Annotated in this window: 24 protein-coding genes, 3 tRNA genes and 1 pseudogene; 6 read left to right on the plus strand and 22 right to left on the minus strand. The window is 62.3% G+C overall.

Annotated features, from left to right (window positions below; all coding sequences use genetic code 11):
* Positions 1 to 18 precede the first annotated feature (18 nt).
* The 15 genes and pseudogenes from K8M09_RS07400 to K8M09_RS07470 all read right to left on the minus strand — a co-directional run bounded on the left by K8M09_RS07400 (position 19) and on the right by K8M09_RS07470 (position 16,413).
* Positions 19 to 1,686: a PHP domain-containing protein gene (locus K8M09_RS07400; protein ID WP_229342230.1), complete on the minus strand. Its 1,668-nt coding sequence runs from the start codon at positions 1,684 to 1,686 to the stop codon at positions 19 to 21.
* Positions 1,683 to 3,194, minus strand: coding sequence for a Y-family DNA polymerase (locus K8M09_RS07405; protein WP_037519577.1), 1,512 nt, complete (start codon positions 3,192 to 3,194; stop codon positions 1,683 to 1,685). The genes K8M09_RS07400 and K8M09_RS07405 overlap by 4 nt, the downstream gene beginning before the upstream one ends.
* Positions 3,109 to 3,861 (minus strand): ImuA family protein, encoded by a 753-nt coding sequence (locus K8M09_RS07410; RefSeq protein ID WP_037519580.1) that lies wholly within the window; start codon positions 3,859 to 3,861, stop codon positions 3,109 to 3,111. Before K8M09_RS07410 ends, K8M09_RS07405 begins: the two co-directional genes overlap by 86 nt.
* Before the next feature lie 172 nt (positions 3,862 to 4,033).
* Positions 4,034 to 6,664, minus strand: coding sequence for an AAA family ATPase (locus K8M09_RS07415; RefSeq protein ID WP_051886739.1), 2,631 nt, complete (start codon positions 6,662 to 6,664; stop codon positions 4,034 to 4,036).
* A complete protein-coding gene (locus K8M09_RS07420; protein ID WP_037519582.1) occupies positions 6,664 to 7,431 on the minus strand; it encodes a helix-turn-helix domain-containing protein in 768 nt (255 codons plus the stop codon). The genes K8M09_RS07415 and K8M09_RS07420 overlap by 1 nt, the downstream gene beginning before the upstream one ends.
* A 205-nt stretch (positions 7,432 to 7,636) precedes the next feature.
* Entirely contained in the window at positions 7,637 to 8,692 is a 1,056-nt protein-coding gene (locus K8M09_RS07425; protein ID WP_037519585.1) for a hypothetical protein, read from the minus strand.
* An 81-nt stretch (positions 8,693 to 8,773) separates the two neighbouring features.
* Complete coding sequence (locus K8M09_RS07430; protein WP_037519587.1) at positions 8,774 to 9,622, minus strand: hypothetical protein; 849 nt, start codon at positions 9,620 to 9,622, stop codon at positions 8,774 to 8,776.
* Positions 9,623 to 9,628: 6 nt separating this feature from the next.
* On the minus strand, positions 9,629 to 10,003 hold the full coding sequence (locus tag K8M09_RS07435) for an XRE family transcriptional regulator (RefSeq protein WP_080727226.1): 375 nt from the start codon (positions 10,001 to 10,003) through the stop codon (positions 9,629 to 9,631).
* A 3-nt stretch (positions 10,004 to 10,006) separates the two neighbouring features.
* The gene (locus tag K8M09_RS07440; protein ID WP_037519589.1) at positions 10,007 to 10,372 is read right to left on the minus strand and encodes a type II toxin-antitoxin system RelE/ParE family toxin; all 366 of its coding nucleotides are present in this window, start codon (positions 10,370 to 10,372) and stop codon (positions 10,007 to 10,009) included.
* A 40-nt stretch (positions 10,373 to 10,412) separates the two neighbouring features.
* On the minus strand, positions 10,413 to 10,832 hold the full coding sequence (locus tag K8M09_RS07445; protein WP_037519592.1) for a thermonuclease family protein: 420 nt from the start codon (positions 10,830 to 10,832) through the stop codon (positions 10,413 to 10,415).
* The gene (locus K8M09_RS07450; RefSeq protein ID WP_037519595.1) at positions 10,829 to 12,082 is read right to left on the minus strand and encodes a tyrosine-type recombinase/integrase; all 1,254 of its coding nucleotides are present in this window, start codon (positions 12,080 to 12,082) and stop codon (positions 10,829 to 10,831) included. Before K8M09_RS07450 ends, K8M09_RS07445 begins: the two co-directional genes overlap by 4 nt.
* Positions 12,083 to 12,277: 195 nt before the next feature.
* Positions 12,278 to 12,937, minus strand: a pseudogene (locus K8M09_RS07455) (JAB domain-containing protein); the annotation flags it as partial.
* Between the two features lie 34 nt (positions 12,938 to 12,971).
* The gene (map, locus tag K8M09_RS07460) at positions 12,972 to 13,799 is read right to left on the minus strand and encodes a type I methionyl aminopeptidase (RefSeq protein ID WP_160788032.1); all 828 of its coding nucleotides are present in this window, start codon (positions 13,797 to 13,799) and stop codon (positions 12,972 to 12,974) included.
* 31 nt (positions 13,800 to 13,830) lie between these two features.
* Positions 13,831 to 14,550 carry a DNA/RNA nuclease SfsA gene (gene sfsA, locus K8M09_RS07465; protein WP_160788033.1) on the minus strand — a complete coding sequence of 240 codons (720 nt, stop codon included), beginning with the start codon at positions 14,548 to 14,550 and terminating at the stop codon, positions 13,831 to 13,833.
* A 6-nt stretch (positions 14,551 to 14,556) separates the two neighbouring features.
* Entirely contained in the window at positions 14,557 to 16,413 is a 1,857-nt protein-coding gene (locus K8M09_RS07470) for a PHA/PHB synthase family protein (protein WP_160788034.1), read from the minus strand.
* A gap of 125 nt (positions 16,414 to 16,538) precedes the next feature.
* On the opposite strand from K8M09_RS07470, the gene K8M09_RS07475 reads away from it, so the two are divergent.
* From K8M09_RS07475 to recJ, 4 genes are all read left to right on the plus strand, one after another.
* A complete protein-coding gene (locus K8M09_RS07475; protein ID WP_160788035.1) occupies positions 16,539 to 16,877 on the plus strand; it encodes an SHOCT domain-containing protein in 339 nt (112 codons plus the stop codon).
* Between the two features lie 172 nt (positions 16,878 to 17,049).
* Positions 17,050 to 18,267, plus strand: coding sequence for an LL-diaminopimelate aminotransferase (locus K8M09_RS07480; RefSeq protein ID WP_160788036.1), 1,218 nt, complete (start codon positions 17,050 to 17,052; stop codon positions 18,265 to 18,267).
* Between the two features lie 60 nt (positions 18,268 to 18,327).
* Positions 18,328 to 19,650, plus strand: a complete 1,323-nt coding sequence (locus K8M09_RS07485; RefSeq protein WP_160788037.1) for a homoserine dehydrogenase — start codon at positions 18,328 to 18,330, stop codon at positions 19,648 to 19,650.
* Positions 19,651 to 19,749: 99 nt separating this feature from the next.
* Positions 19,750 to 21,552: a single-stranded-DNA-specific exonuclease RecJ gene (gene recJ, locus K8M09_RS07490; protein ID WP_160788045.1), complete on the plus strand. Its 1,803-nt coding sequence runs from the start codon at positions 19,750 to 19,752 to the stop codon at positions 21,550 to 21,552.
* A gap of 35 nt (positions 21,553 to 21,587) precedes the next feature.
* On the opposite strand, the gene K8M09_RS07495 is transcribed toward recJ, so the two are convergent.
* From K8M09_RS07495 to gloA, 5 genes are all read right to left on the minus strand, one after another.
* Positions 21,588 to 21,662 (minus strand) — tRNA-Glu (locus tag K8M09_RS07495).
* Between the two features lie 142 nt (positions 21,663 to 21,804).
* A tRNA-Glu gene (locus tag K8M09_RS07500) sits at positions 21,805 to 21,879 on the minus strand.
* Between the two features lie 131 nt (positions 21,880 to 22,010).
* Positions 22,011 to 22,085, minus strand: a tRNA-Glu gene (locus K8M09_RS07505).
* Between the two features lie 139 nt (positions 22,086 to 22,224).
* Positions 22,225 to 23,445: a D-Ala-D-Ala carboxypeptidase family metallohydrolase gene (locus K8M09_RS07510; protein WP_229342233.1), complete on the minus strand. Its 1,221-nt coding sequence runs from the start codon at positions 23,443 to 23,445 to the stop codon at positions 22,225 to 22,227.
* Between the two features lie 358 nt (positions 23,446 to 23,803).
* Positions 23,804 to 24,244 carry a lactoylglutathione lyase gene (gene gloA, locus K8M09_RS07515; protein WP_160788038.1) on the minus strand — a complete coding sequence of 147 codons (441 nt, stop codon included), beginning with the start codon at positions 24,242 to 24,244 and terminating at the stop codon, positions 23,804 to 23,806.
* Positions 24,245 to 24,436: 192 nt separating this feature from the next.
* Between gloA and K8M09_RS07520 the strand changes: the two genes are divergently transcribed.
* Positions 24,437 to 25,015: a cold-shock protein gene (locus K8M09_RS07520; protein ID WP_160788039.1), complete on the plus strand. Its 579-nt coding sequence runs from the start codon at positions 24,437 to 24,439 to the stop codon at positions 25,013 to 25,015.
* Positions 25,015 to 25,515 carry a DUF192 domain-containing protein gene (locus K8M09_RS07525; RefSeq protein ID WP_160788040.1) on the plus strand — a complete coding sequence of 167 codons (501 nt, stop codon included), beginning with the start codon at positions 25,015 to 25,017 and terminating at the stop codon, positions 25,513 to 25,515. Before K8M09_RS07520 ends, K8M09_RS07525 begins: the two co-directional genes overlap by 1 nt.
* A gap of 92 nt (positions 25,516 to 25,607) precedes the next feature.
* Here K8M09_RS07525 and K8M09_RS07530 read toward each other — a convergent pair whose 3' ends face one another.
* Together K8M09_RS07530 and K8M09_RS07535 are read right to left on the minus strand one after the other, a co-directional pair.
* On the minus strand, positions 25,608 to 25,934 hold the full coding sequence (locus tag K8M09_RS07530; RefSeq protein WP_160788041.1) for a hypothetical protein: 327 nt from the start codon (positions 25,932 to 25,934) through the stop codon (positions 25,608 to 25,610).
* Between the two features lie 25 nt (positions 25,935 to 25,959).
* Positions 25,960 to 26,259 carry a hypothetical protein gene (locus K8M09_RS07535; RefSeq protein ID WP_160788042.1) on the minus strand — a complete coding sequence of 100 codons (300 nt, stop codon included), beginning with the start codon at positions 26,257 to 26,259 and terminating at the stop codon, positions 25,960 to 25,962.
* Between the last annotated feature and the right edge of the window lie 142 nt (positions 26,260 to 26,401).

Consider the following 26,401-nt stretch of genomic DNA (forward strand, 5'->3'; position numbering starts at 1 on the left):
ACTCCGCCCGCAGCAGCATTATGCCGCCGCTACCGTGGCCGACTTTTCCACCGCCGCTCTCAGATCCAGCCCCTTCTTCATGCAGGTCAGCATCCCGAGCGCCAGGACGTCGACCTTCATGAACTTGAGCGCGTCGATATCGTCTTTGTCCCACTCGATGACCTGCCGGTCCTTCATCGCAGCGGGCTCAATCGGGACCAGATCGTCGAGCCTGTCATGGGTTAGGACGAAGCCGCCTGGATGCTGGCTGAGATGGCGTGGCGCGCCCATGAGCTGTCGCGCGAGATCGAGGGTCAGGCGAAGGCGGCGGTCGGCGAGATTGAGGTTCAGCTCCTCAACATGCTTTGGCTCGACGCCTTCCTCGGACCAGGCCCAGACCTGCGACGACAAGGTGCCGATCAGATCTTCGGGCAGGCCGAGCGCCTTGCCGACATCACGCAGCGCGCCCTTAGCGCGGTAGCGAATGACGGTGGAGCAGAGCGCGGCGTGGTCACGGCCGTAGGTGTCGAACACCCATTGCATGACGATCTCGCGCCGCTCGTGCTCGAAATCGACATCGATGTCGGGCGGCTCGCGCCGCTCCTCGCTGACGAAGCGTTCGAAGAGAAGATCGTTGCGGCCGGGATCGATCGAAGTGATGCCGAGGACATAGCAGACTGCGGAGTTGGCGGCCGAGCCGCGACCCTGGCAGAGGATGTCTTTCGATCGGGCGAAGCGAACGATCGAATTCACTGTCAGGAAGTAGGGCGCGTAATCCAGCTTTTCGATCAGCCGCAGCTCATGCTGGAGCGCGGCGGTCACGCTGTCGGGTACGCCCTCGGGATAGCGCTCCGACGCGCCTTCCCAGGTCAGCCTCGCCAGCGTTTCTTGCGGCGAGAGCGCCGGATCGTCACGCTCCTCCGGATATTGATAGGCAAGCTCGTCGAGACTGAAGCGGCAGCGATCAGCGATCTGGAGAGAGCGAGCAAGCGCTTCCGGATAGCGGCTGAACAGCCGGTGCATCTCCTCCGGCGGCTTGATGTAGCGGTCGGCGTGACGTTCGCGCCGATCGCCGAGGGTGTCGATCGTGACGTTGTGGCGGATGCAGGTCACGACGTCTTGCAGGATGCGGCGACCCGGCTCGTGAAAGAGGATGTCGTTCGTCACCACCGCGGGCACGCGCATTTGCGCGGCGAGGTTCGACAGCTCGTGAAGGCGAAGCTGGTCATTGGGGCGACGGTGTAGCGTGAGGGCGACGTAGGCGCGGTCACCGAACGCGTCGCGAAGCCGGCGCAATCTGAAGCCGCACTCGTCATCGGCCAAGTCGGGCACAAGGACGGCGACCAGGCCATCGCCATAAGCTACGAGGTCCGGCCATTCGAGAATGCACTTGGCCTTGCCGCCGCGACCCTTGCCGAGCGAGAGCAGACGGCAGAGGCGCGAATAGGCGGGGCGGTCGGTCGGATAGACCAGCACCGACGTGCCGTCGGCGAGGTCGAGGCGGCATCCGACGATCAGGCGCACGCCGGTCGTCTTCGCGGCCTCATGAGCGCGCACGATGCCGGCGAGGGAGTTGCGGTCAACGACGGCCACCGCCTCGATCCCGGCAAGCGCCGCCTGGGCGAACAGCTCCTCGCAGGACGACGCACCGCGCAGGAAGCTGAAATGCGAGGTGACCTGAATCTCGACGTAGCGGGGCTCACTCATCCGAAGACCCCATGGATGAACCATCGGTGCGAGCCCGTGGCCGTGTCCTCGCCATCGCCAGCGCGGTAGAGCCAGTAACGCTCGCCGGCGTCGTCCTCGACCCGGAAATAGTCGCGCACGGCGACCAGCTCGGCGTCACGCTTCCACCATTCGCCGAAGACGCGCTCCGGGCCGTCGCCGCGACGCAGGCGCCGGCGCACGCCGCGCCAGGTGAAGGAGACCGGCGGATGGTCGGGCAACAGCGCCACCGTCTCGACCAACTCGGGATGAGGCAGGAGGCGCGAGGGCCTCGGCCAATGGCCGGGCCAGCCCGCCCCCGTGTCGGCCGCCATTGCCGGGATGCGGCAGACGGATCGCTCGGGAACGTCGCTTGCGACGGGAGCAAGCCGATAAAGGGCGCGCTCGCCCACCCGGTTCATCAACGTGTCGATGAGATCGGAGACGTCCGGTGTGCTTTCCTCGATGAGGGAATTGACGATCTGTCTGCGCTCAAGCGGCTCGGCGACGCTCGCGGCGAGCGTCATCACCTCGATGCCAAAGCCGGGTTCGATGGTCTCGATCCTGTCGCAGAGCAGACGCGTCAGGCGCTTAACGTCGCGGACCGGCGTTGCCATGCCGACCCTGACGGCTTGGGCGCGGCTGTCGACGCGGTGGCAGATGAGGTCAAGTCTGCGAGCGCCCAAGCCGCCGGCCTCGAGACGCTCGCAGAGCTGGCCGACGAGCTTGGCGATATACCGGGCTATGGTCTCGGCCGCGGCGATCGGCTCGGCGAAGGCGCGGCGCACTTCGATGAGATCGACCGGCCGGACCGGCTCGATCGGCTCGGCCGCCTGGCCGAGGGCTTGATCGATGCGGCGGCCGATTTGGGGGCCGAAGCGCAAGGTGAGCGGCGCCCGAGGCTGCGCGAGAAGGTCGCCGACCGTATCGAAACCGAGTGTCCGCAGGGCGGCGACGGTGGACGCGGCGATGCGCAGCGCTGCGAGCGGCAAAGGCTCCATTATGGATGCGCCATGTCGGTCCGGTGCGATCTGCGGGGCATAGCGGGCCAGAGCGTGCGCAGCGCCCCAGGTGTCGGCGATCGCGCCCCGAGCCGCGATCCCGGACATGGCAAGCCGGCCGATGAGGCCGTCCAGCATCGCACTTTCGCCGCCATGGAGATGATCGGCGCCCGTCGAGTCGATGATGATCCCGTCCGGCGGATCGGGAGCGACGACGGGAGCGTATCGGAGGAGCCAGGCCGCGAGCCGGTCGAGCGCCTCGGCGTCGCCTACCGGGTCGGCGTCCTGCACGATGAGTCCGGGCGCCAGGACCTGGGCCTTGGTGACGGGCATGCCAACGCGCAGGCCAGCAGCGCGGGCAGCGGCGTCAGCCGCCAGCACCACCCGCCTGTTCCCGTCGCGGCCAATCAGGACGAGCGGCGCCTCAGCCGGAGGCGCCGCGTCGCCAGCCTTCCGCCGTAGCCGGTCGGTGGACCAGCTCGGCAGGAAGAGCGAGACGACCCGTGTCATCGCACGCCTCCACTTCGAAATCTGCACTTTCGCCCGCGCGAGCGCGGATCAGTTCGACCAGCCAGCGGGCTCGACCCACGCCCGGAACGGGAAGCGATGTCGAAGGCAAAGCGGAGACGCGCCAGCGCGTCATCGCCGCTGTAGGCTGGCCGAAGTCTGTAGCCTCTGTCTGTCGCCGCCAGCGTCGCAGCGCGATCCCGATCGATCCGGTGCCTTCGGCCGCCAGTTGCAGGCGCCGCGAGGCGGTCATGGAAAGTCGGGCCACTTCACCAAGGACGGCGCCCAGGCCACCGTGGCGCAGGCCTTCCTCCATGCAGGCGAGCACGGTCTTGTCGTCGCCGGCTTCGAGATAGATCACGCGATCGGATGCAAGGCCTGCTTGGGCGATCGCTGGCGCGAAGAGGTCGGGGCGCGTGATGCACCAAAGGATCTTGCCCTTCGTGCGGGCGGCGATCCCGGCGCTGAAGAGGGCGGCAGCGGCTCCATCGATCGCGCCGTTGCCGCCGCCGGCGATCTCATGCAGGGCGCCGAGCGCGAGTCCTCCGCCGGGTAGGCGCGAGTCGACCTCGGCAATCCCGAAGGGGAGAACCGATTTGGCGCGCCGGCTGCGACCTTCGATCTTTTCGATCTGCGCGCGCAAAGACTCTATGGCGGGCTCGGGCCGCAAGCTCGTTCTTGACCTCCAAGGGCGGGTTCTTCGTCATGTTCGCTATTTGTTCTATCTTTCAGGAACGAGAGTCAAGCCCGGATCGGCGTGAGCGAGGGTGCGCGACACGGTTTTACTGTCTCGTGGCTATCTGAGCGCCGCTGGGCGGTCGAGGCGCATGCAGCGAAATCGCTTAAGCATAGGAGGTGACGGGAGCCTTGGCCTCCTTCTGGCGCTGCTGGATGCTACCTAGCCACGTCTCCAGTTTCACGACTTCGGCTATCAGATCGGCATGAGAAACAGTCTCAGGGTTCAGGGTTTCCGCGGACGTATGCATCTCTTCCGACAACCGGCCTCGCGCTGCTGTTACGGTCTTAACGTCGTCATCGCTGATGATCGCGAGCTTGAATAGACTGTTGCCCTTTATGGCGTTATCGAATCGAGCAAGGACCGGAAATACAAAGTCTGCGATGCCTTGATCCCAAGATTCTCGAAGTTGCTCGATGATGCCTTTGCAGAAGATAGTCCGCCGAGCATCCGGCCATGTATCAAATTGGTGCTTTGCTTCTTTCAGCTCCGAGCGCAGGGATTGCGCCAATTGTTGCGCTGATTTCGCCTTCATCGGCAGCTCTGACTCCACAAAGCCGGGTCGGCTCTGTTTGCGACAAACTGTCTGATACTGGATGGAGCGCGTTTTTGCGTCCGCTTCGCGACGCAACTCGAAAAGAAACGTCAGATCGTGTGTAAACACGATGACCTGCCGGTGCTCAGCCTCCTCTACAAGTCGCGCTGCTACCGCCCTGCGATGAATGTGATCGAGCGATGACATAGGGTCGTCGAACACAATACTGGAGTATTGTTTGGATGTGACAAGCTCGGCCAGGAATGCAGCGAGTGCGACGCAACGATGTTCGCCCTCGCTGAAAATCTCGCCCACAGGCTCATCAGGTTTCTCAACGAGACAAACTTGAAAATATGACACAGCATTCGAATCTTTGACTTTCCGAAGCTCGACCGGCATTCTAGCCAACTTGAGCTTATCAATCTCACGCGCGAATCGACCGCGTAAGGCGTTCGTAACAAGCTTGTCAGACAATTCCTTATTCTTAGTCGTAACGGATCGTTTTGCCGTATCCTTTGCGGCCTTGGTTATGATTTCGGCCTCTTTGCGCCTCTCAATCTCGGCTTTAATGTCCGCGAGTAGAGGGCCGAGTGCCTCTCGATCTTTCAGTTCTCGATATTCCTTCACCAAGGCAAGGTGCTCTGGGCTGTTTTGATCGGCTGACAGTTGAAGCGCACGACTCGCAAGGCGGACAGATAGCGCGGCGAGTGCAGTGGCTGGGAAGGCAGTGAGTTGCTCGGGAGCGGTCTTGCTACGGACGAAAGATCGAAGCCGCCAAGCCGCCCGCGTACTGCATTCTCTCACAACACCGGCAAGAGAGACGTCCCCGATCTCGGTCTCAATGAGGCTAACGAACTGGCGGCGGGCCGCAGCGCTCATATGCTTAGCGGCGGCTTGTTTTATCGCATCGCTATAGGCCTCTTCCGCGGCGTCTTCGTCGGCTTTTGTCGAGCCCTTAACGAACGTCTCGAACGTCACGAGGCGCTCAATCGCATCTTTTTCCATGGGCTGTTGGCAAAGCACGCACAACTCATCATGGCCCGTTGGATGCGGGAATGTCCTGCTCGGATATGCGATGCCATCGGAGTATTTCCGGGCGGCCTCCCAAAGAGCGCGCCATGTCGCCTTCCCCACGTCAGGAAGCGGCGAAGCGGCGAACAACGCGTCGGATGCCAATTTCGCGCTCTCGGCTTTGGTTTCCCAGTCGGATTTCAAGGAGGAGCGCATCGCAAACGCCGCAGGAGATGCCGTGTCGACCAGATTCTTGAGCTTGCCGATGCCATCATCAAGGCGTGCTTTCTGCGCGGTGATTTTCGCAGCGGCTCGTTTCGGTTCTTGTGCGAGATCGCTTTCCAGCGCGGCGAGGTGGGAGGTTTCCGCCTCTGACAATTGCGCCAGCAGGTCGAGCTGAGCGATGCTTGATTTTGTGGAGAGGCTGCGCACGAAAGCGCCGGCAGCGGTATCGGCACCAAGTTGGGGCTCTTTAATTGCCAGCGGCGTTTTCGCATTGATGGCGGCAAGCCGATCATCGAGCTTTGCCTTGACCTGATCACAGGCCGTAGCCAACGCTTCCAAGACACGCATTGGCTGGGGAATGTAGGCCACGGCGTTCGTCTTCTCGACGTGCACGTTGGCGCTTCTGGAGTCGAAAATGCTTATCGACGGAAGGTCAGCGTGGCTCGGCGCTTCCGGGCTCCATGCGAATTGATCCTCCGTGGCACCACGTAGGAACACAATGTTGGCGGTCTGCGGGGTAGCTGCCGCATCTTCCACGTCACGCAAGATCTTGTTGTTGCGGTCGCGTGTCCGGCAGGCGTGCTTCAGGATACGGACATAGCCAGATTTGCCTGACCCATTGTCGCCGTACACGATCGACAGTCCCGCCTGCGCGAATTCGAGTTTTTGATCGAAGGCCAGGGCATTGACGCCGGTTGGATTCTCGATACGCAACACGCTGACCGGTGCACCTAAGATACTTTGTGACGAGACATCTGCGTCTGACAACGGCGTGTGAGGCAGCGCTGGATCAAGGCAAATTTCGAGAAGTTCGTCGATCTCCTCGCTGCCAAGGATGCCGCTCTGAACAAGTCGGCGCAAAGCATCTCGTTGCCAAGCCGGACGCGTAGCAGACCAAGCAAGCACCTCGGCAAAAGCGAGGTTTTCGGTCAGCGTTTCTTCGTTGGTAGATTGAGCCTCAGCCATCAGCCTTTGCCACCTTTCTTGTCGGAGTCCCAGGCCGGGAGAATGAACGGCTGGCCATGGTCGATAGGAACGCGAATTGACGTTTCCCCCCACTCGGCGGGCGCTGCAAGCGCGATGATGAAGCGCGACGAGAGGTCGGCATATTCGCCTTCCGGCATGGGCGTATGTCGTTCGGGCAAGCGGCGGAAAAGATGAGTATGATAGACCCAAACGTCATTGCCCCTGAGCAAGACCAAGAGCTGCTTGATCCGGCGGCGAACGGCGATTTCTTCGCTTGGGGCCACCTTCTCTAGGATGCTCCGGACGGACCACGTTAGGCCGTCCAAAATGCCGATCAGCTCTTCCGCGTACTCAGCCGCCTCATCCGTCAGCGAGATCATAATTTCGCAAGCGAAGTCGTTCGAGCTGTTTGCCTGCTTGAACAGCAGACCTTCATCCATCGTCACATTTGCGAGGTCGTAGTCGTACCGGGAAACCAAACGCTCTTCGCGCATCTCAGCAATGACAGCAGAGAAAACCTCGCCGGCGCCCGCGGTCTTTGATTGAGTGGCATCACAAGGAAACGAGATTTGCTCCCGGCGGACGTTCAAAACCTTCGCAAGTCGGTCAAGAACGTCTACTGGTACAGGCGCATTTTTGTTTTCGATCTCGCGAAGCGTCCGTTCGCTGACCCGAACCTCATAGGCCAATTCTTTCTGTGTCGAGACACGCTCGGCGTTGGTGCGGAGCCTCTTTATTTGGCTTCCATCGGGGGTAACTTTCTTCACTGTCGCCTCGGTTTGTAATTGTCGATTTAGGCACAGTATAACAGTCGACCTGCGAGTAGTCGGCAACAAACCGGCAGCTAACCGGCAAGCGCGCGGCAAGCCTGCGAGCGCGGCGGCTTTCACTCGCAGATCGATGCCCCAAAATCCCGGCGGGGCGGTTGAAACAGCACATCGACAGCAGCCGTTCCGAATGGAGGGCCTTGCCTCATCGGCGATCCATGGCCAGATCCTCCTGATACTGATGCCAGCCGTACATATCTTGTATGGGCTCGGCCATGACCTCATCGAGGTCGTCGATTTCCTGATGGAGCCGAGCATAGCAATCCAGGACAGCGAGATCGTCCATGCCGAGCCGCAGCTTGGCTGCTTGCCGACGCCAACTGGCAAACGGCAACTTCTTATGACGGGGCTTCCATTCAGGAAGAAGCCTTTGGTTCGCCTCGATCAGAACGCTGCTTCCGCGGGCGATGGAAAGCCGATCCGGATCGAACGGTTCAAAGGGAGTCTGGGTCGCTTTTAACTGGCGCTCACGCTCACGATGACGGCGCACTACCTCCGCGATCGTGTCGGCCTCGAGTTGAACACGACGTAGGGTCTGAGTGGGGTCATCCTTACCGCTGCGACCCTTAGCGATTATTCCGAAATCGGTTTCCGATTTCCCTGCGAGGCCGATTAAGTGCTCCGCCAATGCATTGCCGAGCAGAAGAGGGTCGGGATCGACGCGCGCGGCGACGCGCATGCAGAACGCCGATACGTCGACCTTGCAAGCATACCGCCGCGTCTCCGCAAGCTCGGGAAAATGTTCGATGATCTCACCCCGGGAGAGTGACTCCTCCCAACGCAGGAAACGCACCGGCCTCAGCAATTGCGGCGCGTAGCTCAGTACGAGTTTGAGGTATAGGCGGGCGAGGGGGCCGATGACAGGGTCGTCGCGCAGACCAACATGGTAGAGCTGATTGCGATAGCCGTGAAGGATCTGAACAGATCTGACGTCAACGTCCGCGAAATAGCCTGCCCGCTTTAACAGGGACGTCTTCGCATCAAAATTTTGCCCACGTCCAGCGAGCTTATCTTTCAGGGTCAATTTTGGGCTTGCTAATCTGCTATCTTCTTCGATCAGTTCTAAGCATCTTTGATGGCACATCAGCTCGAAAGCATTGTCGATTAAGATCAGCGCCATCCGGCTGCTGAGCGGACGTGCCGCCGATAGTTCCGCGGCCGCTCTGTCGAGTTGCTCAGCAAGAGGTAGGATGAAGCGCATCAGACCTCCGGCGAGAGGTACTTGCGAGACAGCATCGCTTTCAAAGTGCGCCGAGCCCCCACGTTTTGATTATTCGAAGCGTCACGCGACCCGCCTAGCCAGGCGCTCATGCTCTGCGATGAGGAAAGTCAGATAGCTTCGTATGAGGTTGCAGTAGAGGCGTGCCTCATCGATCTGGAGCGCAAGGCCCTCCCTGAGATCGACCCCGTGACGGACGCCACCACCCGTCGGCGAGGAAAGATAGCCATGCAACGTCATCATCCATTGCAGGATTTGCTCTTGATGCCCGCGGCCGCGCTGGCGTAGTTCGCCGATGATTTCGTTGAAGTACCGACCCTGGATGCTGCCGTCTAAGATCTCAGGACCACGAAACGCCGTCGAGATCGTCTCCAGCAGCCAAAGGACCTCTTGGACGGCCTGACGGCCGTTGCCTTCGCTCAACGAGTGCTGGGAGGCATCAAGAGATTCGTTGATGATCGCTTGCGCCTGCACATCGAGAGATGGGGGAGCGTCGGGTACGTTGATCGGAATGTGGACCCGCGTTGCGACCAGCATGGGAGGGTCGAGCTGATAGCCAGCGTCTGCGTCCGCGAGGATGCGGTTTATCCGCCCGGCATCCGGCACGACCATGGTAGGATTGCGGGCGCGAAGTTCCTGGCATGCATCCCAGAATGCCTCGATGAATATGGGGGCGTTCGTCTCCGCACGCGCCATATCTCGGTCGAGATCTTCGGATGCGAACCGTTCGTTGGTGCTCGGCCAATACTCTGTGTTGGCTGCGGCGCAGAAGCGAGCCTTGAAATGCTCCAAAATAGCCTTCCGCTGGCCTTGCCCGCAAACGCGGTTGATGAGATCGCGAAAGCCCTCTTGGACGGCGGCTTCTATCGGGCCGGGACTGTCAAAACGCCATCTGCCATCGAACTGGAGCATCGGGTGTCACCGCGCTGCCGCCGACTTTCGGCGTGCTACGGTGCGCATAGGTCTGTCGTGGGAGACGGTTCCATCGCTGAGACGCTGGAGCCGGATGGCCGGCCGCCCCGGCAGATTCACCGTCAGCTCAAGTTTTCCGCCGATCGCCTCAACGTAGCTGCGCAGTGTCGATAGGTACATGTCAGCCTGCTTTTCGATCTTCGAGACCGACGGTTGCTTTATCTTCAGCGCCGCAGCGATGTCCTCCTGCGCCTTCCCGGCGATCTGACGCATCTCGCGCAGGCCCTCAACCTCCTGCTTCAGTTCCTCATAACGGGCTTCGATCTGCTCCTGCTGATCGCGGGGCAGAGAAGCAATGACGTCGTTAAGGCTCCGGCCCATCGATCAATCCTTCTTTGCGGATTTCAGGCTTTCCAGATGTGCGGAAAACCGACTGTCCGCCTTTGCGATAAGCTGCTTGTAGAAGCGCTTCTGGCTGCCGCCGGATTTGTCGCCTGCAACGAGAAGGATGGCCTTCCGTTCGGGATCGAAGGCGAAGGCAGCACGCCATTCGCCGTCGGCGGCAGAGAAACGCATCTCCTTCATATTGGCGTGCTTCGAGCCGTTGAGCGTGTCGGCGTATGGCCGACCGAGCTGCGGACCGAATTCGCCGAGCAGTTTCGCAACTGCCAGCAATTGGGTCTGAACCTCGCGCTCAAAAGCCAGGAACTCCGCCTCGAAGGCGTCATGCAATCTAACATCCCAGGTCATATAGCTTCCAAGCTATGTTGAGTCAATGGCGAGCGGGGCATTAGTTGCCACCCTCGGCCACGCCAGCCTGGCGAAGCAGATCGCCAAGGCTCTTTCCACCGATCCAACATCGCGCAATGACGCGGTCAAAGGAGCGGACGCGGCCGCCGCGCCCACGTTCGGCCGTGCAGGTGATCTCGCGCCGAAGGGCGACGCGTTCGAGCGCCGCTTTCGCCGCGGGACCGCCTGGCGTGTGCAGCTCCGGGGCATCGAAGTCGGCAAGGCGCACCTCGATCCACTCGTTGGGGTCCGATGTACGCCCGACGCAAAGACCGTCGCCGTCGCCGACATAACGGACCAAGCCGGAGAACTCGACTCCAACCTGCGAGGGGACAGGCGCCTCGCATGGATCTGCATGGGCCGGGACCGCAAAGCAGGCCGTGACGAATGCGCCGGTGACAGCGATGAAGCGACCGCTCACGCGGCCTTCTTCAAGGCGCTGCCGCCCTTCTTCTTCGCTAGCAGCGCCCGGACGAACTTATCCCACTTGGCCATGCCGGCGCGCTTTTCGACCATGTAGTTCCAGCGATCGTAGTGCTTCGAACTGACGTCCTGAAGGGCGTGGTTCTGAAGCCGATCGCGGATTTCCTTCGGCACACCAGCTTTTCCGGCGAGCGTCTTGAAAGTGCGCCGGAGATCGCGGTTCGTGACGTAGGGGATCACGCCGCGATCGCGCTGACGCCACATGAACGAGTATAGAGTGCCATGGCTGACCGGCTTTGACTGGTCCGTGGCGGAGGGGAAGAACCATCCATATTCGTTGGGCTTGATGGACTCGATCAGTTCGGCCGCGAGCGACGGGACCGGGACAGCGTGCGGCTGGAGGTTTTTGGTCTTCGACCAGTCGATGATCCGCTCTTTGGCGTCCCACTGGTCGACATGGAAGCGAGCGATCTCCTCAACGCGCTGTCCGGTCAGCATGAGAAGCTGCACGGCGCGGAGGTAGGAGGGAGTGACTGGCACATCGGGGCATTCGAGCCAACGATAGAGCTGCAGGAACTCGTCCTCATCCAGCCAGCGCGTGCCCTGGACCTTGGGCTCCGTCGGGATGCCGGTGGCCGGATTAAAAGGGATGCGGAAGCGGCGAGCCGATTGCTGTCGATAGTCGTTGTCGGATTTCATACCCCAGCCAAAGGCCGCGTGGAGATACGACCGCACATGATCGGCCATCGACTTCGCGCCACGATCATAGATCGGACGGATTAGCTCGATGATCTCCTCGGCCTCGATCTCGCGGGCGAGGCGGTTTCGTCCGAGCGTATCGGCAATCTTGTTCAGGCCTTTTTCCGTCTCCTTCCACGATGGCTTGCCGGCGGCCTTGAGCGACGCGACATAGCCCTCGAATAGGTCCGCGACCGTGCCAGGACGCGTATCCGTTGCGATCTTGATGCTTCGGCCCTTCTGGATCACATCCGCGAAGTCGCGCTTGAAGACCGCGCGCGCGTCAACGAGGGACATCGAGGGATACGCACCGATCTTCTTCTTGGTGCGCTTGCCATCACGCCACTGCTGGGCCATCCAATCGGCGGTCACGCGCTTGGGCATTGGCTTGAGGACAAGGACGAGACGGCCGGTGCCGCGTCCATCGCCGTCGGCGAGATTTTCTTGCTTCTGGCTCACCTCGACGCGCTTGAGCGCATGCCGGATGGCGGTGTCGGTCAGGCTGGGCATCGCGATTCTCCTGTTCCGCAACTGGGATCGGTTCAGGAGAAACAGGGGTCGCTTGCTGGGAGCGGAGAGCCGTTTTCTACCCCTTAAACCGCCCCCAGTTTGCCAAAACCGTCCCCACTACGCAATGCCAAAAATGCCCGAGTTTGCTAGTGTTTCAGCGTGCTTGTGCGTGCTCCAGCGTGATCTTATTGACCGAGTGGGATGGTTATGGACGAGGATGATGGCGGTGGAGGACAGTTCCAGCGCGCGGCGCACCACCTCGCGCGGATAGACCGGCGTGTGATCTACCGTGCCGCGGCCCTGCACCTCGTCGGCGATCAGCGCGTTGCGTTTGTCGAGGAAGAGAATGCGGAACTGCTCGCGCGGCTCGTGCGCCATCGCGGCATGGCAATACTGGATGACGGAGGACCAGGAGGCGAGCACGGTCTTGTTGCGGATTTCGCTCTTCAGCGTGCGCTGGGCGACGGCGGAAATCAGCTTGAGATCGAGCGCCACGGCCTCGCCGATGCCCTTGACCTCCTGCAGCAAGGCGGGCGTTGCGCCGAAGACGCCGGAAAGCGTGCCGAATCGGTCGAGCAGGGCCTTTGCCACCGGCTTGGTGTCACGGCGCGGAATGAGACGGAAGAGCAGGAGTTCGAGGATTTCGTAGTCGGCAAGCGCCGTGTCGCCATTGTCGCGGAAGCGGGCACGCAGACGGTCGCGGTGGCCGTGATAGTGCTTGTCTTCGGCTTGCGGCACGGCCTTTGCGGGCGTGGCACGGGCCGGGCGCTCGAAGAAATGGCCGCGTTCGTCGGCGCCATCGAAGAGATCGTCCGCGGGCGGCACGGCGTCCTCCACCTCGGAGGGGGAAGGAATGCCGGTGCGTCCGCGCGATCCTGTCATGGGCGGCCTATGCGGGAAGGCCGGGGCGGTCGAGGCCGCCGGGCGACAGGGTGAAGATTTCGCAGCCATCGGCCGTGACGCCGACGGTGTGCTCGTACTGGGCGGAAAGCGAGCGGTCGCGCGTGACCGCCGTCCAGCCATCGGAAAGCACCTTCACATGCGGGCGGCCGAGATTGATCATCGGTTCGATGGTGAAGATCATACCTTCCTTCATTTCCGGCCCTTCATTGGCGCGGCCGTAATGCAGGATGTTCGGCGCGTCGTGGAAGAGGCGGCCGACGCCGTGGCCGCAGAAGTCGCGCACCACCGAGCAGCGCTCGGCTTCGGCATAGGTCTGGATGGCTTCGCCGATAGCGCCGGTGCGGGCGCCGGGCCGGACGGCCTTGATGCCGCGCATCAGGCATTCATGGGTGACTTCCAGCAGGCGCTCGGCGGCGCGCTTGATCTCGCCCACCGGATACATGCGGCTCGAATCGCCGTGCCAGCCTTCGAGAATGAAAGTGACGTCGATATTGACGACATCGCCCTCGCGCAGCGGCTTGTCGTTGGGGATGCCGTGGCAGACGACGTGGTTGATCGAGGTGCAGCTCGATTTGGTGTAGCCGCGATAGTTCAGCGTCGCGGGCAGCGCGCCGTGATCCATGCCGAATTCGAAGACGAAGCGGTCGATGACATCGGTGGCGACGCCCGGCTTGACCAGCGGGTAAAGCTCATCGAGGCAGCGGGCCGTGAGCTGACAGGCCTTGCGCATGCCGGCAAAGGCGTCCGCGTCGTAGAGGCGGATCACGCCCGTATTCTTCAGCGGCGCGGAAGTCGCGTCGATATAGGTCACCATGGTCGAACTTTCACTCGTCTTTGAGAGACCGTCATAAATCAGCGACACCGGGTTCGTCCATGGCGATCGACGCCACGGGGCGGATTTGCTCGGATGAAACGGCGCATTTGACCGCATAGGCCTCGACGCCGCGCGACAGCGCGCGCCGGAAGCCGCTGGCATAGGTGGGGTCGAGGTCGGCGCAGATGCGGAAGGTCTCGCAGTCCTCGCGCTGGATGAGATAGAGCATGACGGCGCGGAAGCCGGCCTGCGCCATGTCGCCCAGTTCCTCAAGGTGCTTTGCGCCGCGCTCTGTCACCGTATCCGGGAATTCGGCAAGGCCGGGCGTGCGGCGGAAATGCACGTTCTTTACCTCGACATAGGCCTGCGGGCGGGTATCGCCGGACAGGAGGATATCGATGCGGGAATTGCGGCCATATTTCTTCTCCCGTTCCAACAGCGGATAGGTGCCGAGATCGGAAACGAGGCCGCCAAGGATCGCTTCTTCCGCGAGGCGATTCGGCAGGCCCGTATTGATGCCGACGACGGTGTCGTCCGCTTCCACCAGCTCCAGGCGATGGCGGTGCTTGCGCGTCGGGCTGTCGCTTTGCGACATCCAGATGCGCGAGCCGGGCGCGGTGAGGCCGCGCATGGAGCCGGTATTGGGACAGGAGCCGGTGATCGCCGTCCCGTCGTCGAGGATGGCGTCGAAGAGGAAGCGCTTGTAGCGCTGCACGAGCGTGCCGGAAACCAGCGGCGGATCGAACTTCATGAGGCGTCAGGCACGCACGCGGACATAGGAACCGGGGGCTTCCTCGATGGAGTTCATCTTGCCGCCTGTCTTGCGGGCCGGCACCATGCGGTCGTCCTCGGCCTTGATCCATTCGTGCCAGTGCGGCCACCAGGAGCCGGGCGTTTCCTCCGCCTTCTTCACCCAGTCCTCGAATTCGCCCTTCACCGGGCCGCCGGTCCAGTACTGGTACTTCATCTTGTCGGGCGGATTGACGACGCCGGCGATGTGGCCGGAGCCGGCCATGACATAGGTGACCTTGCCGCCGAAGGACTTGCTGCCGACGAAGACCGATTTCGCCGGTGCGATATGGTCCTCCTTGGTGGCGAGATTGTAGATCGGGATCTTGACGTCCTTCAGCGAAAGTTTCTTGCCGGCCAGCATCATCTCGCCCTTGGAGAGAGTGTTGTTGAGATAACAATTTCTCAGGTAAAACGAATGGTTGGCGGCGGGCATTCGCGTGGAATCTGAATTCCAGTAGAGAAGGTCGAAGGGCATCGGCTCCTGGCCCTTCAGGTAGTTGTTGACGAAATAGGGCCAGATCAGCTCGGAGGCGCGCAGCATGTTGAAGGCGGTCGCCATCTTGGAGCCGTCGAGATAGCCCGTCGCCTTCATGCCGCGCTCGATGACGCCGATCTGGTCCTCGTCGGCAAAGACCTTGAGGTCGCCCGCATGGGTGAAATCAACCTGCGTGGTGAAGAGCGTGGCGCTGCGGATGCGTTTGTCGCCCTCCTGTCCGTGCAGGGCGAGCGTGGCGGACAGCAACGTGCCGCCGACGCAATAGCCGATAGCGTTCACCTCTTCCTCGCCGGTCGCCTGCTTGATCGTGTCGAGCGCGAAGCCGACGCCCTCGCGGGCATAGGATTCCCAATCCTTGTCCGCGTGCCGCTCGTCCGGATTCACCCAGGAGATGACGAAGACCGTATGGCCCTGGTCGACGGCCCATTTGATGAAGGATTTGGCGGGGTTGAGATCGAGGATGTAGAACTTGTTGATCCACGGCGGGCAGATGAGGAGAGGGCGCTTCAGCACCTTTTCCGTCGTCGCATCGTACTGGATCACCTGGCAGACGTCGCTCTGCGCCAGCACCTTGCCGGGCGTCATCGCCATGTTCTCGCCGATGGCGAACTTGCTGGTGTCCGTCTGGCGCATCTTGAGGTCGCCCTTGCCGGCGGCGATGTCCTCGGCGAGCATCTTCATGCCGCGCACGAGGTTCTCGCCGTTCGAGGCGACCGTCTCGCGATAGAGCTGCGGATTGGTGGTGATGAAGTTGGTCGGCGAGATCGCGCTGGCAATCTGCTTCACATAGAAGCCTGCCTTGTGGCGGGTGTGCTCGTCAATCCCGTCGGCATCGGCCACCAGCTTTTCCGCCCAGTCGGAGGTCACGAAATAGGCTTGCCGCAGGAAATCGAAGAACGGGTTCTTCACCCAGTCCTCGTCGGCAAAACGCTTGTCTTTGGCGTGCGGATCGGGCGTCTGGTCCGTCTCCTGGCCGCCGAGCTTGCTCAGCGTGCGCGACCAGATGTTGAAATAGCTGCCGAGCAGCATGGTCTGCGCCTCCAGCGTGCGGCGCGGGTCGGCCAGCCAGTATTCCGAGACTTTGGAGAGCGTCTTGACCATGTCGACCACCGGCTCGGCGACGGTATCGACCTTCTCGCCGCTTTCGCGGGGGGCGAGCCATGCGGAGGCGGCCTTGCCGAGCTGTTCGACGGTGCGGGCGAAATTGACCGTCAGCGCCTCGGGATCCTTGACGATATAGGGTTCGATGGCGGCGGGATCGAAGGGCTGAAAACCGGGCTTGTCCCCGGCTGCAACGCGTTCCTTCGCCTTGCGTTCCTCGGACATCGTTCCCTCCCGATTTTATTGTTACGTTTGTATTTTTACATTCTGTTCGAAACAGATTACAAGGGCCTGACAGCCTTTCGCCGCAATATCCGGAACCAGTGGTTTCGACAGGAGCATACTGCCACATGGCGTTCGAAATCAGGCGCTTGAGCGCCGTTCTTCTCATGGCCGCAACGTCCGCGGCCCTCGTCTCCTGCGCGTCCACCGAGGCGCCTGCCACGGTCAATGCCGGCGCCAACCGCGCGGCCGTCTATCCCGACATCACAGCGATCGTCAGCGCCGAGACGCAGCAGATGAGCGACCAGGAAGCAGCCGACTACAGCGCACGCCTTTCGGCGCTTGCAAGCCGCCGCAAGTCCGGTACCATTTCCGACGTGGAATACCGTCGTCAGCTCGCAGAACTGCAGGCCTTGCGCGACAACCACGGCAAGGCAACGCTTTCTGAAATCGAAGGCGCGAAATAGCGCTTGCGTTTCTTGCCGTTTGGCAGCAAAGCGGAAGACGGCCATTTGGCCGCCGGCGCGGGCGGAGCGCCTTCATTTTGAACGCTTTCGCCCCTATCCGGTCATTTGAATCGCGCGGAGTTTCGTCGTCCGGCCGGACTGCCGGAGGGCTCCGCGCCCAACGGGGTTAGAGATGGAAGAGTTTCACAAGGTCCGGCGTCTGCCGCCGTATGTTTTCGAACAGGTCAACCGTTTGAAAGCAAGCGCGCGAGCGGGTGGCGCCGATATCATCGACCTTGGCATGGGCAACCCCGACCTCCCGACGCCCAAGGCTATCGTCGACAAGCTCTGCGAAGTGGTTCAGGACCCGCGCACGCACCGTTACTCCTCCTCCAAGGGCATTCCCGGCCTTCGCCGCGCGCAGGCCGCCTACTACGCGCGCCGCTTCGGCGTGAAGCTGAACCCGGAGACGCAGGTCGTCGCGACCCTCGGCTCCAAGGAAGGCTTCGCCAACATGGCGCAGGCCATCACCGCGCCAGGTGACGTCATCCTCTGCCCGAACCCGACCTATCCGATCCACGCCTTCGGCTTCCTGATGACCGGCGGCGTGATCCGCTCCATTTCGGTCGAGCCGGACGAGACCTTCTTCCCGCCGCTCGAGCGCGCCGTGCGCCACTCGATCCCCAAGCCGCTGGCGCTGATCCTGAACTATCCATCGAACCCGACGGCGCAGGTCGCCACGCTCGATTTCTACAAGGACGTCATCGCCTTTGCGAAGAAGCACGACATCATCGTGCTGTCCGACCTTGCCTATTCGGAAATCTATTTCGACGACACGCCGCCGCCGTCGGTGCTGGAAGTTCCCGGCGCCATGGACGTCACGGTGGAGTTCACCTCCATGTCGAAGACCTTCTCCATGCCCGGCTGGCGCATGGGCTTTGCCGTCGGCAACGAGCGCCTGATCGCCGCGCTGACGCGCGTGAAGTCCTATCTCGACTACGGCGCCTTCACGCCGATCCAGGTGGCCGCGACCCATGCGCTGAACGGCGACGGCTCCGACATTGCCGAAGTGCGCAATGTCTACAAGCGCCGCCGCGACGTGATGGTCGAGACCTTCGGCAAGGCCGGCTTCGAGGTTCCGCCGCCGGCCGCGACCATGTTCGCCTGGGCAAAAATCCCGGAAAAGTTCCGTCATCTCGGCTCGCTGGAATTCTCCAAGCTGCTCGTCGAGAAGGCAGACGTCGCCGTCGCCCCGGGCGTCGGCTTCGGGGAACTGGGCGATGATTACGTCCGCCTCGCGCTGGTCGAGAACGAGCACCGCATCCGCCAGGCTGCGCGCAATATCAAGAAGTTCCTTTCCACGGCCGACGAGACGATGCACAACGTCATCTCGCTGAACGCCCATCGCTAATCAAATCCGCCCTCCGCGTTTCCTGCGGAGGGCTTTTCCAAAAACGCATAGGACATGACCATGGCTGATGCCCTGAAGATCGGCATTGCAGGCTTGGGGACCGTTGGTGCCTCGCTCGCGAAGATTCTCGTCGAACGCAGGGACATGCTTCAGACGACGTGTGGCCGGCCGATCGAGATCGTCGCCGTCACGGCGCGCACGAAGGGCCGTGACCGCGGCGTCGACCTGTCTTCCGCCGAATGGTTCGACGATGCGGTTTCGCTCGCCGGAAAAGCGAAGATCGACGTCTTCGTGGAACTGATGGGCGGGGCAGGCGATCCGGCCTATGCCGCCGTCAAGGCGGCGCTGTCGCGCGGCGTCCATGTCGTGACGGCCAACAAGGCGCTGCTTGCCGCCCACGGCGTCGAGCTTGCCGGCATTGCCGAAAAGCACGGCTGCATCCTCAACTACGAGGCGGCGGTCGCCGGCGGTATCCCGGTCATCAAGGCGCTGCGTGAATCCCTGACGGGCAACACGATTTCCCGCGTCTACGGCATCATGAACGGCACCTGCAACTACATCCTGACCAAGATGGAGAAGGAGGGCCTGTCCTTCGAGGCCTGCCTGAAGGAAGCCCAGCGCCTCGGTTATGCCGAAGCCGACCCGGCCTTCGACATCGAGGGCAACGACACAGCGCACAAGCTGTCGATCCTGACCACGCTCGCCTTCGGCACGAAGATCGCGGCCGACGACATCTATCTCGAAGGCATCACCAATATCTCCATCGACGATATCCGCGCCGCCGCCGATCTCGGCTACCGCATCAAGCTGCTGGGCGTCGCGCAGAAGACCGATACGGGCGTCGAACAGCGCGTGCATCCGACCATGGTGCCGCTCGATAGCGTCATCGCGCAGGTGGATGGCGTGACGAATGCTGTCGCCATCGAATCGGACATTCTCGGCGAATTGCTGATGGTCGGCCCCGGCGCGGGCGGCAATGCCACGGCCTCGGCCGTGCTCGGTGATATCGCGGATATCGCCAAGAGCCGCCCCGGCGCGCAGACCGTTCCGGTGCTCGGCCGTCCGGCCGCGGCACTCGTGCCCTACAAGCGCGCGCAGATCCGCAAGCACCACGGCGGCTATTTCATCCGCCTCTCGGTGGAAGACCGCACGGGCGTCTTCGCCAGCATCGCCAAGCATATGGCGGAGAACGGCATTTCGCTGGAATCCATCGTGCAGCGCGCGCAGTCCACGGCCGAATCGACCGACCCGAAGACGATCATTCTCGTCACGCATGCGACCATGGAGGATTCCGTCCGCAAGGCGGTCGCCTCCATCAAGAGCGACGGCTATCTCGTCGGCGAACCGCAGGTGATCCGCATCGAGCGGCCGAAGACGGCTTGATTCTCGCTTGCCATCGCAAACTATCCAGTGCCCGCCTCCGCCCTTGCGCCGGAGCGCGGGCACTGGTTTTTTAGGCCAAGCAGGAATGTCGCCATGAGCATGTTGGAAAACGCAGATCCCGTCAGCCGGGCCTTTCTCGGCGTCGAGCGCTCGGCGACCGGGCAGCGCTGGGTGGCGCGGCTCGACCAGGCGGGGGAGAACCGCGCGCTGGCGATGAGCCAGACCCACGGCCTGCCGGACCTCATCTCGCGCGTGCTTTCGGGCCGCGGCGTCGCCTTCGAGAACGCGCTGGAATTCCTCGATCCAACGCTGCGCCGGTTGATGCCGGAACCCTACAGCCTGATGGATTGCGAAGCGGCGACGGAACGGCTGGCATGCGCCATCGAGCGGCGCGAGCGGGTGGCGATCTTCGGCGATTACGATGTCGACGGGGCGTCATCCTCGGCCTTGCTCTATCGTTTCCTCACGCATTTCGACGTGCCGGCGGAAATCTATATTCCCGATCGTATTTTCGAGGGCTACGGCCCGAACCCCAATGCCATCGGCCAGCTCATCGACCGGGGCGCGCAACTGATCGTGACGGTCGACTGCGGCTCGACGAGCCACGAATCGCTTGCCGTGGCCAGGGAGCGGGGCATCGATGCCGTCGTCATCGATCATCATCAGGTGGGCGAAGAGTTGCCGCCGGCCGCAGCGCTCGTCAACCCGAATCGCGAGGACGATCTTTCGGGGCAGGGGCACCTGTCCGCCGCCGGCGTCGTCTTCCTCGTGCTGGTGGCGTTGCAGCGGCTTCTGCGCCAGCGCGGCGACAAGCGGGCCGAAAGCTTCGATCTCCTCTCCATGCTCGATCTGGTGGCGCTGTCCACGGTCTGTGACGTCGTTCCGCTGAAGGGGCTGAACCGGGCCTATGTGGTCAAGGGCCTCGTCGCCGCGCGCCATCTCGGCAATGCGGGCCTGACGGCGCTGTTGAAGCAGGCGGGCATCGGCGGGCCGGTGACGCCCTATCATCTCGGCTTCCTTGTCGGCCCGCGCATCAATGCCGGCGGGCGTATCGGCGATGCCGCCCTCGGCAGCCGCCTGCTGACCATCGACGAAGCGGGTGAAGCCGAACGCATCGCGAAACAGCTCGACGAGCTGAACCGCGAGCGGCAGGCCATGGAAGCCGCCATGCTGGCGGAGGCCGAGGCGGAAGCGCAGGCGGAATATGGCACAGGCGAAAACGCCTCGGTGATCCTGACGGCCCGCGAGGGCTGGCATCCGGGCGTCGTCGGCCTGCTCGCCTCGCGGCTGAAGGACCGTTTCCGCCGCCCGGCCTTCGCCATCGCCTTCGACCCTTCCGGCAAGGGCACCGGCTCCGGCCGCTCGATCAGCGGCTTCGATCTCGGGCGCATGGTCCGCGCGGCTGTAGATGAGGGGATTCTCGTCAAGGGCGGCGGCCATGCCATGGCGGCGGGCTTGACGGTGGAGCGGGAAAAACTCGGCCGTCTGCGCAGCTTCTTCGAGGAGCGCGCGCAGCGCACCGTTCCGGACCTGGTGGCGATGGAAACCCTGAAGATCGACGGCGCGCTCAGCGCCTCGGGTGCGACGCTGGCGCTTGCCGGCCAGCTCGAACAGGCCGGTCCCTATGGCTCGGGCCATCCGCAGCCGATCTTCGCGCTGCCGGCGCACCGCGTCCGCGATGTGCGGCCTGTCGGCGTCAACCATCTGCGTGTCGGCCTCGAGGGTCCGGACGGCGGACGGCTCGATGCCATGGCCTTCCGCGCGGCGGAGGCTGATCTCGGGCTTTTCCTAATGAAGGAGCGTGGGCAGGCGGTGCATCTCGCCGGTACGCTCTCTGCCGATAGCTGGCAGGGAAACCAGCGTATCCAGTTCCGCATCATCGATGCGGCGAAAGCGTTCTGAAACGCTCTGGACTGACGAAATTCAGGGAGGGAAGGTGGCACGCCCTAGGGGAGTCGAACCCCTCTTTCCAGAATGAAAATCTGGCGTCCTAACCGATAGACGAAGGGCGCGTGCGATGGGCGTTTTCTAGTCGCGGGCGCGGATTCGCGCAAGCCCTTAAATGCAGGAATTTTCAGTTTTTTTCGCCGGTATGAGCGCACGGTTCCGCAAGTTGCGCGGGGCGCTGTTCAGGACTTTGCGAAGGGGAGAAGGTGGCACGCCCTAGGGGAGTCGAACCCCTCTTTCCAGAATGAAAATCTGGCGTCCTAACCGATAGACGAAGGGCGCGTGCGGTGGGCGTCTTCTAGTCGGGACGCGGCGGATGCGCAAGACGGAAAATCACGTTCGGCGCAACTTTTTCAACAGCGCGAACGAAGGGTTCAGACAGGGAAAACAGGTCGTTTCAGGGGAGGGAACCGTGGCACGCCCTAGGGGAGTCGAACCCCTCTTTCCAGAATGAAAATCTGGCGTCCTAACCGATAGACGAAGGGCGCGTGCGGTGGGCGTCTTATAGAAGGGCGCTTTTTATTGCGCAAGCGGGAAAAAGCCGTTGCGGGAAAAAAATGAAAAGCCGCCCGAAGGCGGCTTTGGATGCTCGAAAAGCCATCGAACCCAATGGCTTGGCGTCTGCCGTCATTTGCGCCGGCGGCAGCGCCAGTTCCAGTCGCGCTCCGGGCCGACGTCGATATGCACGGATTCGGTATGGCAATAGGTGCCGACGCCGCCGCGACCGGGCATGCTGCGCAGATATTCCGCTAGCTCCCATTTGGTGACGCCCGCAATCTGGATATCGGCGGCCTCGCAACGCGTGTGTAGCGATTGCTTGGCGCGATTGACCTTGATGTCGCGCAGGCCCGAGGTGACGATGATCGGCTTGTCGTAGTGCTTCTCGATCGTCTTGAGCACCTGCAGCAGTTCCGGCTTGAAACAGCCGGTTTTCACCTTCTCGGTCTGTAGCCAGAGGCCGTTCGGCGCAAGGCGGGCAAGGCCGGCGAGCGAGGCGACTTCCTTGAACTGCGGTGCGCCGTCCTCGACTTCCTCGGACTCGGAATGGTCGTTCGTGTCGGTGGAGAAGAGAGCGTTTGCGCCTTTCACGCCGGGCAGCGTGCCGAGCGAGGCCGTCTGCACGGCGCCAGCGCTGTCACGGTTAAGCGTGCGGCGCGCCGCCGTACCCGAGAATCGCTGGCCGTCGAACTGCTCCGCCTGTCCGCTCTGGTCGGCGAAGAGGGAATCCTTCGGCAGCGCGTCGGCCGTCGCAGGCGTGGCGAGCGCCCGGTCGGCGGCGTTGCCTGCCGCCGGCTCTTCCACGAGCGCCGTGCGGGCCGTCTTGGGAATCGGAATATTCGCCGGTAGCACGACGGCCTGGCCATCCTCGAAGGTCGCGACCTGCTGGCCCGTTGCGCCGACCGGCGGCATGTCCTCGACGGGCAGGCGGCCGGTCTGGTCCGCGCCCTGCGCCGCGCCGGCATAGAGGCTGTTGACGGCGGCGTTCGTGCCGGTTGTCTGTCCCGCATAGGCCGAGCCTGCCGGGGTGACCTGTCCGCCGTTGGAATAGATGCTTGCCTGACCGGCATTGAGCGTTGCCGGCTGCATGACCGCGCCGGCCATGTCGCGTGCGGCTTCGCCGCCCGCCTGCTGCTGGCTGGCCGTTGCATTTGCGGCAACATCGGAAGCCTGCGCCGATGCGCCGGCAACGACAGGTGTCGTGGTTTCCGCCGCGCCGCCTTCGGCCACGGTTTCCTGTTCCTGCGCGGGCGTCATGTCCGCGCGCATATCGCTGGAGACTGCGGAAACGCAGCCCGAGAGTGTGGCGACCGAAACGGCCAGCAGCAATCCATACCGCAGCGTTTTCAAGGCCGGCCGCTTTCCTTGCATGTCCTGCAAAGGCTTTTCCCCGCTTTCGACGTTCGTGCCCCCGGTCTTGCCGCCGTCGGGCCATTTCTTCAAACAGTCGCAACCGCAATCGAGAAAGCCGGATGGGGCCGGGCTGCGGTTGCCGCGATGTTACCGTTTCGGCCAAGGGTGTAAAGGCCGAAGCGCTGGAGCCGTGAAACGCAGAACGGGAAGCAATCCGGCCCGGAACGGCCAAACGCCCCCTCACGCTGGCGAACGACCGGAATCGCAAGAATCTCCCGGCCAAATACGGCGAAACGATGGTTCGTGAAGGAAAGCATAGGACGCAGGCTTTACCTGGAGCTTGCGTCCCGGCCGTTTACCAGGCGCCCGTATTGCCCATCGAGGCCCACGGCTCGGCCGGCGCGAGGCGCTCGCCTTTCTGCAGAATCTCGATGGAAATGCCGTCCGGCGAGCGAACGAAGGCCATGTGGCCGTCGCGCGGCGGGCGGTTGATGGTGACGCCGCCATCCATCAGCCTGCGGCAGAACGCATATATATCGTCGACCTCATAGGCGAGGTGGCCAAAATTGCGTCCGCCGGTATAATCCTCGCTGTCCCAGTTATAGGTGAGCTCCAGGCAGGGGGCCGCCTTCTCGCGCGCCGAAGCGACGTCCTCCGGCGCGGCGAGGAAGATCAGCGTGAAACGGCCGTTCTCGTTCTCGTGGCGGCGCACTTCCTGAAGGCCCAAAAGCGTGCAGTAGAAATGAAGGGACCGATCGACGTCTTTGACGCGGACCATCGTATGAAGATAACGCATTGGAAAATCCTCTGAAAGGGAATCGCCCGGAAGGTTAGGGTTTGTCAGCTTCAGGCAAGCCTTGCGGCCTACCACTGCGATCGGCAAAACTTTCAAAGGGGCTTGCGCATTCGCATCGGGACAATGTTATTCTGATTATCAAGAATCAGTTAACCGTACTCATGTGACGCGTAAACGAGGGGCTGGCAGGTCATGGTGGACAGGGTGTCTTTAAAGGAAATCACGATGCGTGATGACCAGGGCAACGACGCTGTCGATCTGATCGAGATCACCGGCGCCATCAAGTGGTTCGACGTCGCCAAGGGCTTCGGTTTCATCGTGCCGGACAACGGCATGCAGGACGTTCTCCTGCATGTGACGTGCCTGCGCCGCGACGGTTACCAGACGGTTCTGGAAGGCACGCGCGTCGTCGCCCTCATCCAGAAGCGCGACCGCGGTTATCAGGCGTTCCGCATCCTTTCCATGGACCAGACCACGGCCGTGCATCCCTCGCAGCTTCCGCCGGTCAAGACGCATGTGCAGGTCACGCCGTCGAGCGGGCTGGAGCGCGTTCTCGTCAAGTGGTTCAACCGCACCAAGGGCTTCGGCTTCCTGACGCGCGGCGAGGGTACGGAAGATATCTTCATCCACATGGAGACGCTGCGTCGCTTCGGTCTTACCGAACTGCGCCCCGGCCAGGTCGTGCTGGTGCGTTTCGGCGATGGCGAAAAGGGCCTGATGGCGGCGGAAATCCACCCGGACATGCCGGTTGCCGGAAACAGGGCGCACTGATGGCGGCGGGTTTTGCACGCCCCCTCGGCTTCGCCCGCCTGGCAAGCGCCGTCCTGGCGCTTTTTCTTTGCCTTTCCTTCAGCGCTGCGGCCGGCGAGAAATTCGACAGCCAGCCGCTGACCATCGTCACGAAGGACGGCAAGAGCCACACCTTCACGGTGGAACTCGCCGTAACGCCGCGCCAGCGCGAGCAGGGATTGATGAACCGCCGCGAAATGGCCGCCGACCACGGCATGCTCTTCGCCTTCGGCGAGACGCGGCAGGTCTATATGTGGATGAAGAATACCTACATCCCGCTCGACATGCTCTTCATTGGCCGGGACGGCAAGATCCGCACCATCAAGCAGAATGCCGAGCCGCTTTCCGAGGCGATCATCGATTCGGGCGGCCCGATCGATTACGTGCTGGAACTGAACGGCGGCACCGCAAAACGCCTCGGCATCCGCACTGGTAACCGTGTGCGGAACGAGTTGATGGATTCGCTGCGCAGGGCGCAGTAGCAGGATCAGCCTCCAGTCCTCGGAAGGGCTGAAGGCTAACTGCCGAGGCGGATCAAGGCCGGGCCTGAGTCACAGCCGTATTGCAGAAAAGCTCAGTTCTTGATGTACGCGCAGACGGCCCTGAAGCCCGCCGCGAGCAATCGCGCCTGCGCTGCGCCATTGTGGCACTGTGTCATGGATGTGAGACGGAACGCGCGTTGGCACTTTCCTTCCTCTGCTGCCTGTACAGCGTGTTCCATGACGCAGGCTCGGTTGCCCTGACCGAGGCACGCATCTACGCCGAGTTGCGCATATGCGGCGTTGCAGTCGGCAGGGCCGGTGTCCTGCATGGACCAGGTTACGTCGTTCTGCCATGAGTCTTCGGCGAGTGCCGTTCCGCTGAATGCTGAGAACAGGCACAGCAATAACAACTTTCTCATCGTGATTCCCCCGGTTGAATTGGTGTTATGGCGTGATGCAGTCTCCGTTCTTCAACCAGTCTTTTCTGGTGACGGGTGAGTTCGTGGTGACGTTTCTGTAGTTGACCGAAGCGTTGTCGCCGTTCAGGCAGACGGGGATGCCCGTCCTCTTGCTGCCGCCGATCACGTCGAAAGTTCCGACAGTCTTGTTGCAAACGTTGTCGTATATCTCGATCGAACGGACGTCGCCGGTAAATATATAGCTCCCGTCAATACAGATGGACGCTGCATATGAAGGGGCGGAGATAGAGAAAAACGCAAAGAAAACTGCTGCCCGTCGAGCCATTCTTACCTCCCTGCGGTGACTTCCGAATGCAGGAGTAATGAAAACACCAGGGCGGCAAATATGCAAGCATAAAGTGTTAAAAATTAATTATGCAACCTAATCCGTACGATGCTCGACAACGCCCAACCACTGTCCTTTGGGG

This window comes from Shinella zoogloeoides, from assembly GCF_020883495.1.
Classification (GTDB): Bacteria; Pseudomonadota; Alphaproteobacteria; order Rhizobiales; family Rhizobiaceae; genus Shinella; species Shinella zoogloeoides.

What these genes read in the sequence shown, in the direction of transcription:
- K8M09_RS07440 (WP_037519589.1), bottom strand. Translation starts at nt 10,372, where the DNA reads ATGACCTGGGATGTTAGATTGCATGACGCCTTCGAGGCGGAGTTCCTG.
- K8M09_RS07425 (WP_037519585.1), bottom strand. Translation starts at nt 8,692, where the DNA reads ATGCGCTTCATCCTACCTCTTGCTGAGCAACTCGACAGAGCGGCCGCG.
- K8M09_RS07475 (WP_160788035.1), top strand. Translation starts at nt 16,539, where the DNA reads ATGGCGTTCGAAATCAGGCGCTTGAGCGCCGTTCTTCTCATGGCCGCA.
- K8M09_RS07530 (WP_160788041.1), bottom strand. Translation starts at nt 25,934, where the DNA reads ATGAGAAAGTTGTTATTGCTGTGCCTGTTCTCAGCATTCAGCGGAACG.
- K8M09_RS07470 (WP_160788034.1), bottom strand. Translation starts at nt 16,413, where the DNA reads ATGTCCGAGGAACGCAAGGCGAAGGAACGCGTTGCAGCCGGGGACAAG.
- K8M09_RS07480 (WP_160788036.1), top strand. Translation starts at nt 17,050, where the DNA reads ATGGAAGAGTTTCACAAGGTCCGGCGTCTGCCGCCGTATGTTTTCGAA.
- recJ (WP_160788045.1), top strand. Translation starts at nt 19,750, where the DNA reads ATGTTGGAAAACGCAGATCCCGTCAGCCGGGCCTTTCTCGGCGTCGAG.
- K8M09_RS07405 (WP_037519577.1), bottom strand. Translation starts at nt 3,194, where the DNA reads ATGACACGGGTCGTCTCGCTCTTCCTGCCGAGCTGGTCCACCGACCGG.
- K8M09_RS07430 (WP_037519587.1), bottom strand. Translation starts at nt 9,622, where the DNA reads ATGCTCCAGTTCGATGGCAGATGGCGTTTTGACAGTCCCGGCCCGATA.
- K8M09_RS07520 (WP_160788039.1), top strand. Translation starts at nt 24,437, where the DNA reads ATGGTGGACAGGGTGTCTTTAAAGGAAATCACGATGCGTGATGACCAG.
- K8M09_RS07535 (WP_160788042.1), bottom strand. Translation starts at nt 26,259, where the DNA reads ATGGCTCGACGGGCAGCAGTTTTCTTTGCGTTTTTCTCTATCTCCGCC.
- sfsA (WP_160788033.1), bottom strand. Translation starts at nt 14,550, where the DNA reads ATGAAGTTCGATCCGCCGCTGGTTTCCGGCACGCTCGTGCAGCGCTAC.
- K8M09_RS07415 (WP_051886739.1), bottom strand. Translation starts at nt 6,664, where the DNA reads ATGGCTGAGGCTCAATCTACCAACGAAGAAACGCTGACCGAAAACCTC.
- K8M09_RS07485 (WP_160788037.1), top strand. Translation starts at nt 18,328, where the DNA reads ATGGCTGATGCCCTGAAGATCGGCATTGCAGGCTTGGGGACCGTTGGT.
- K8M09_RS07400 (WP_229342230.1), bottom strand. Translation starts at nt 1,686, where the DNA reads ATGAGTGAGCCCCGCTACGTCGAGATTCAGGTCACCTCGCATTTCAGC.
- gloA (WP_160788038.1), bottom strand. Translation starts at nt 24,244, where the DNA reads ATGCGTTATCTTCATACGATGGTCCGCGTCAAAGACGTCGATCGGTCC.
- map (WP_160788032.1), bottom strand. Translation starts at nt 13,799, where the DNA reads ATGGTGACCTATATCGACGCGACTTCCGCGCCGCTGAAGAATACGGGC.
- K8M09_RS07435 (WP_080727226.1), bottom strand. Translation starts at nt 10,003, where the DNA reads ATGGGCCGGAGCCTTAACGACGTCATTGCTTCTCTGCCCCGCGATCAG.
- K8M09_RS07525 (WP_160788040.1), top strand. Translation starts at nt 25,015, where the DNA reads ATGGCGGCGGGTTTTGCACGCCCCCTCGGCTTCGCCCGCCTGGCAAGC.
- K8M09_RS07450 (WP_037519595.1), bottom strand. Translation starts at nt 12,082, where the DNA reads ATGCCCAGCCTGACCGACACCGCCATCCGGCATGCGCTCAAGCGCGTC.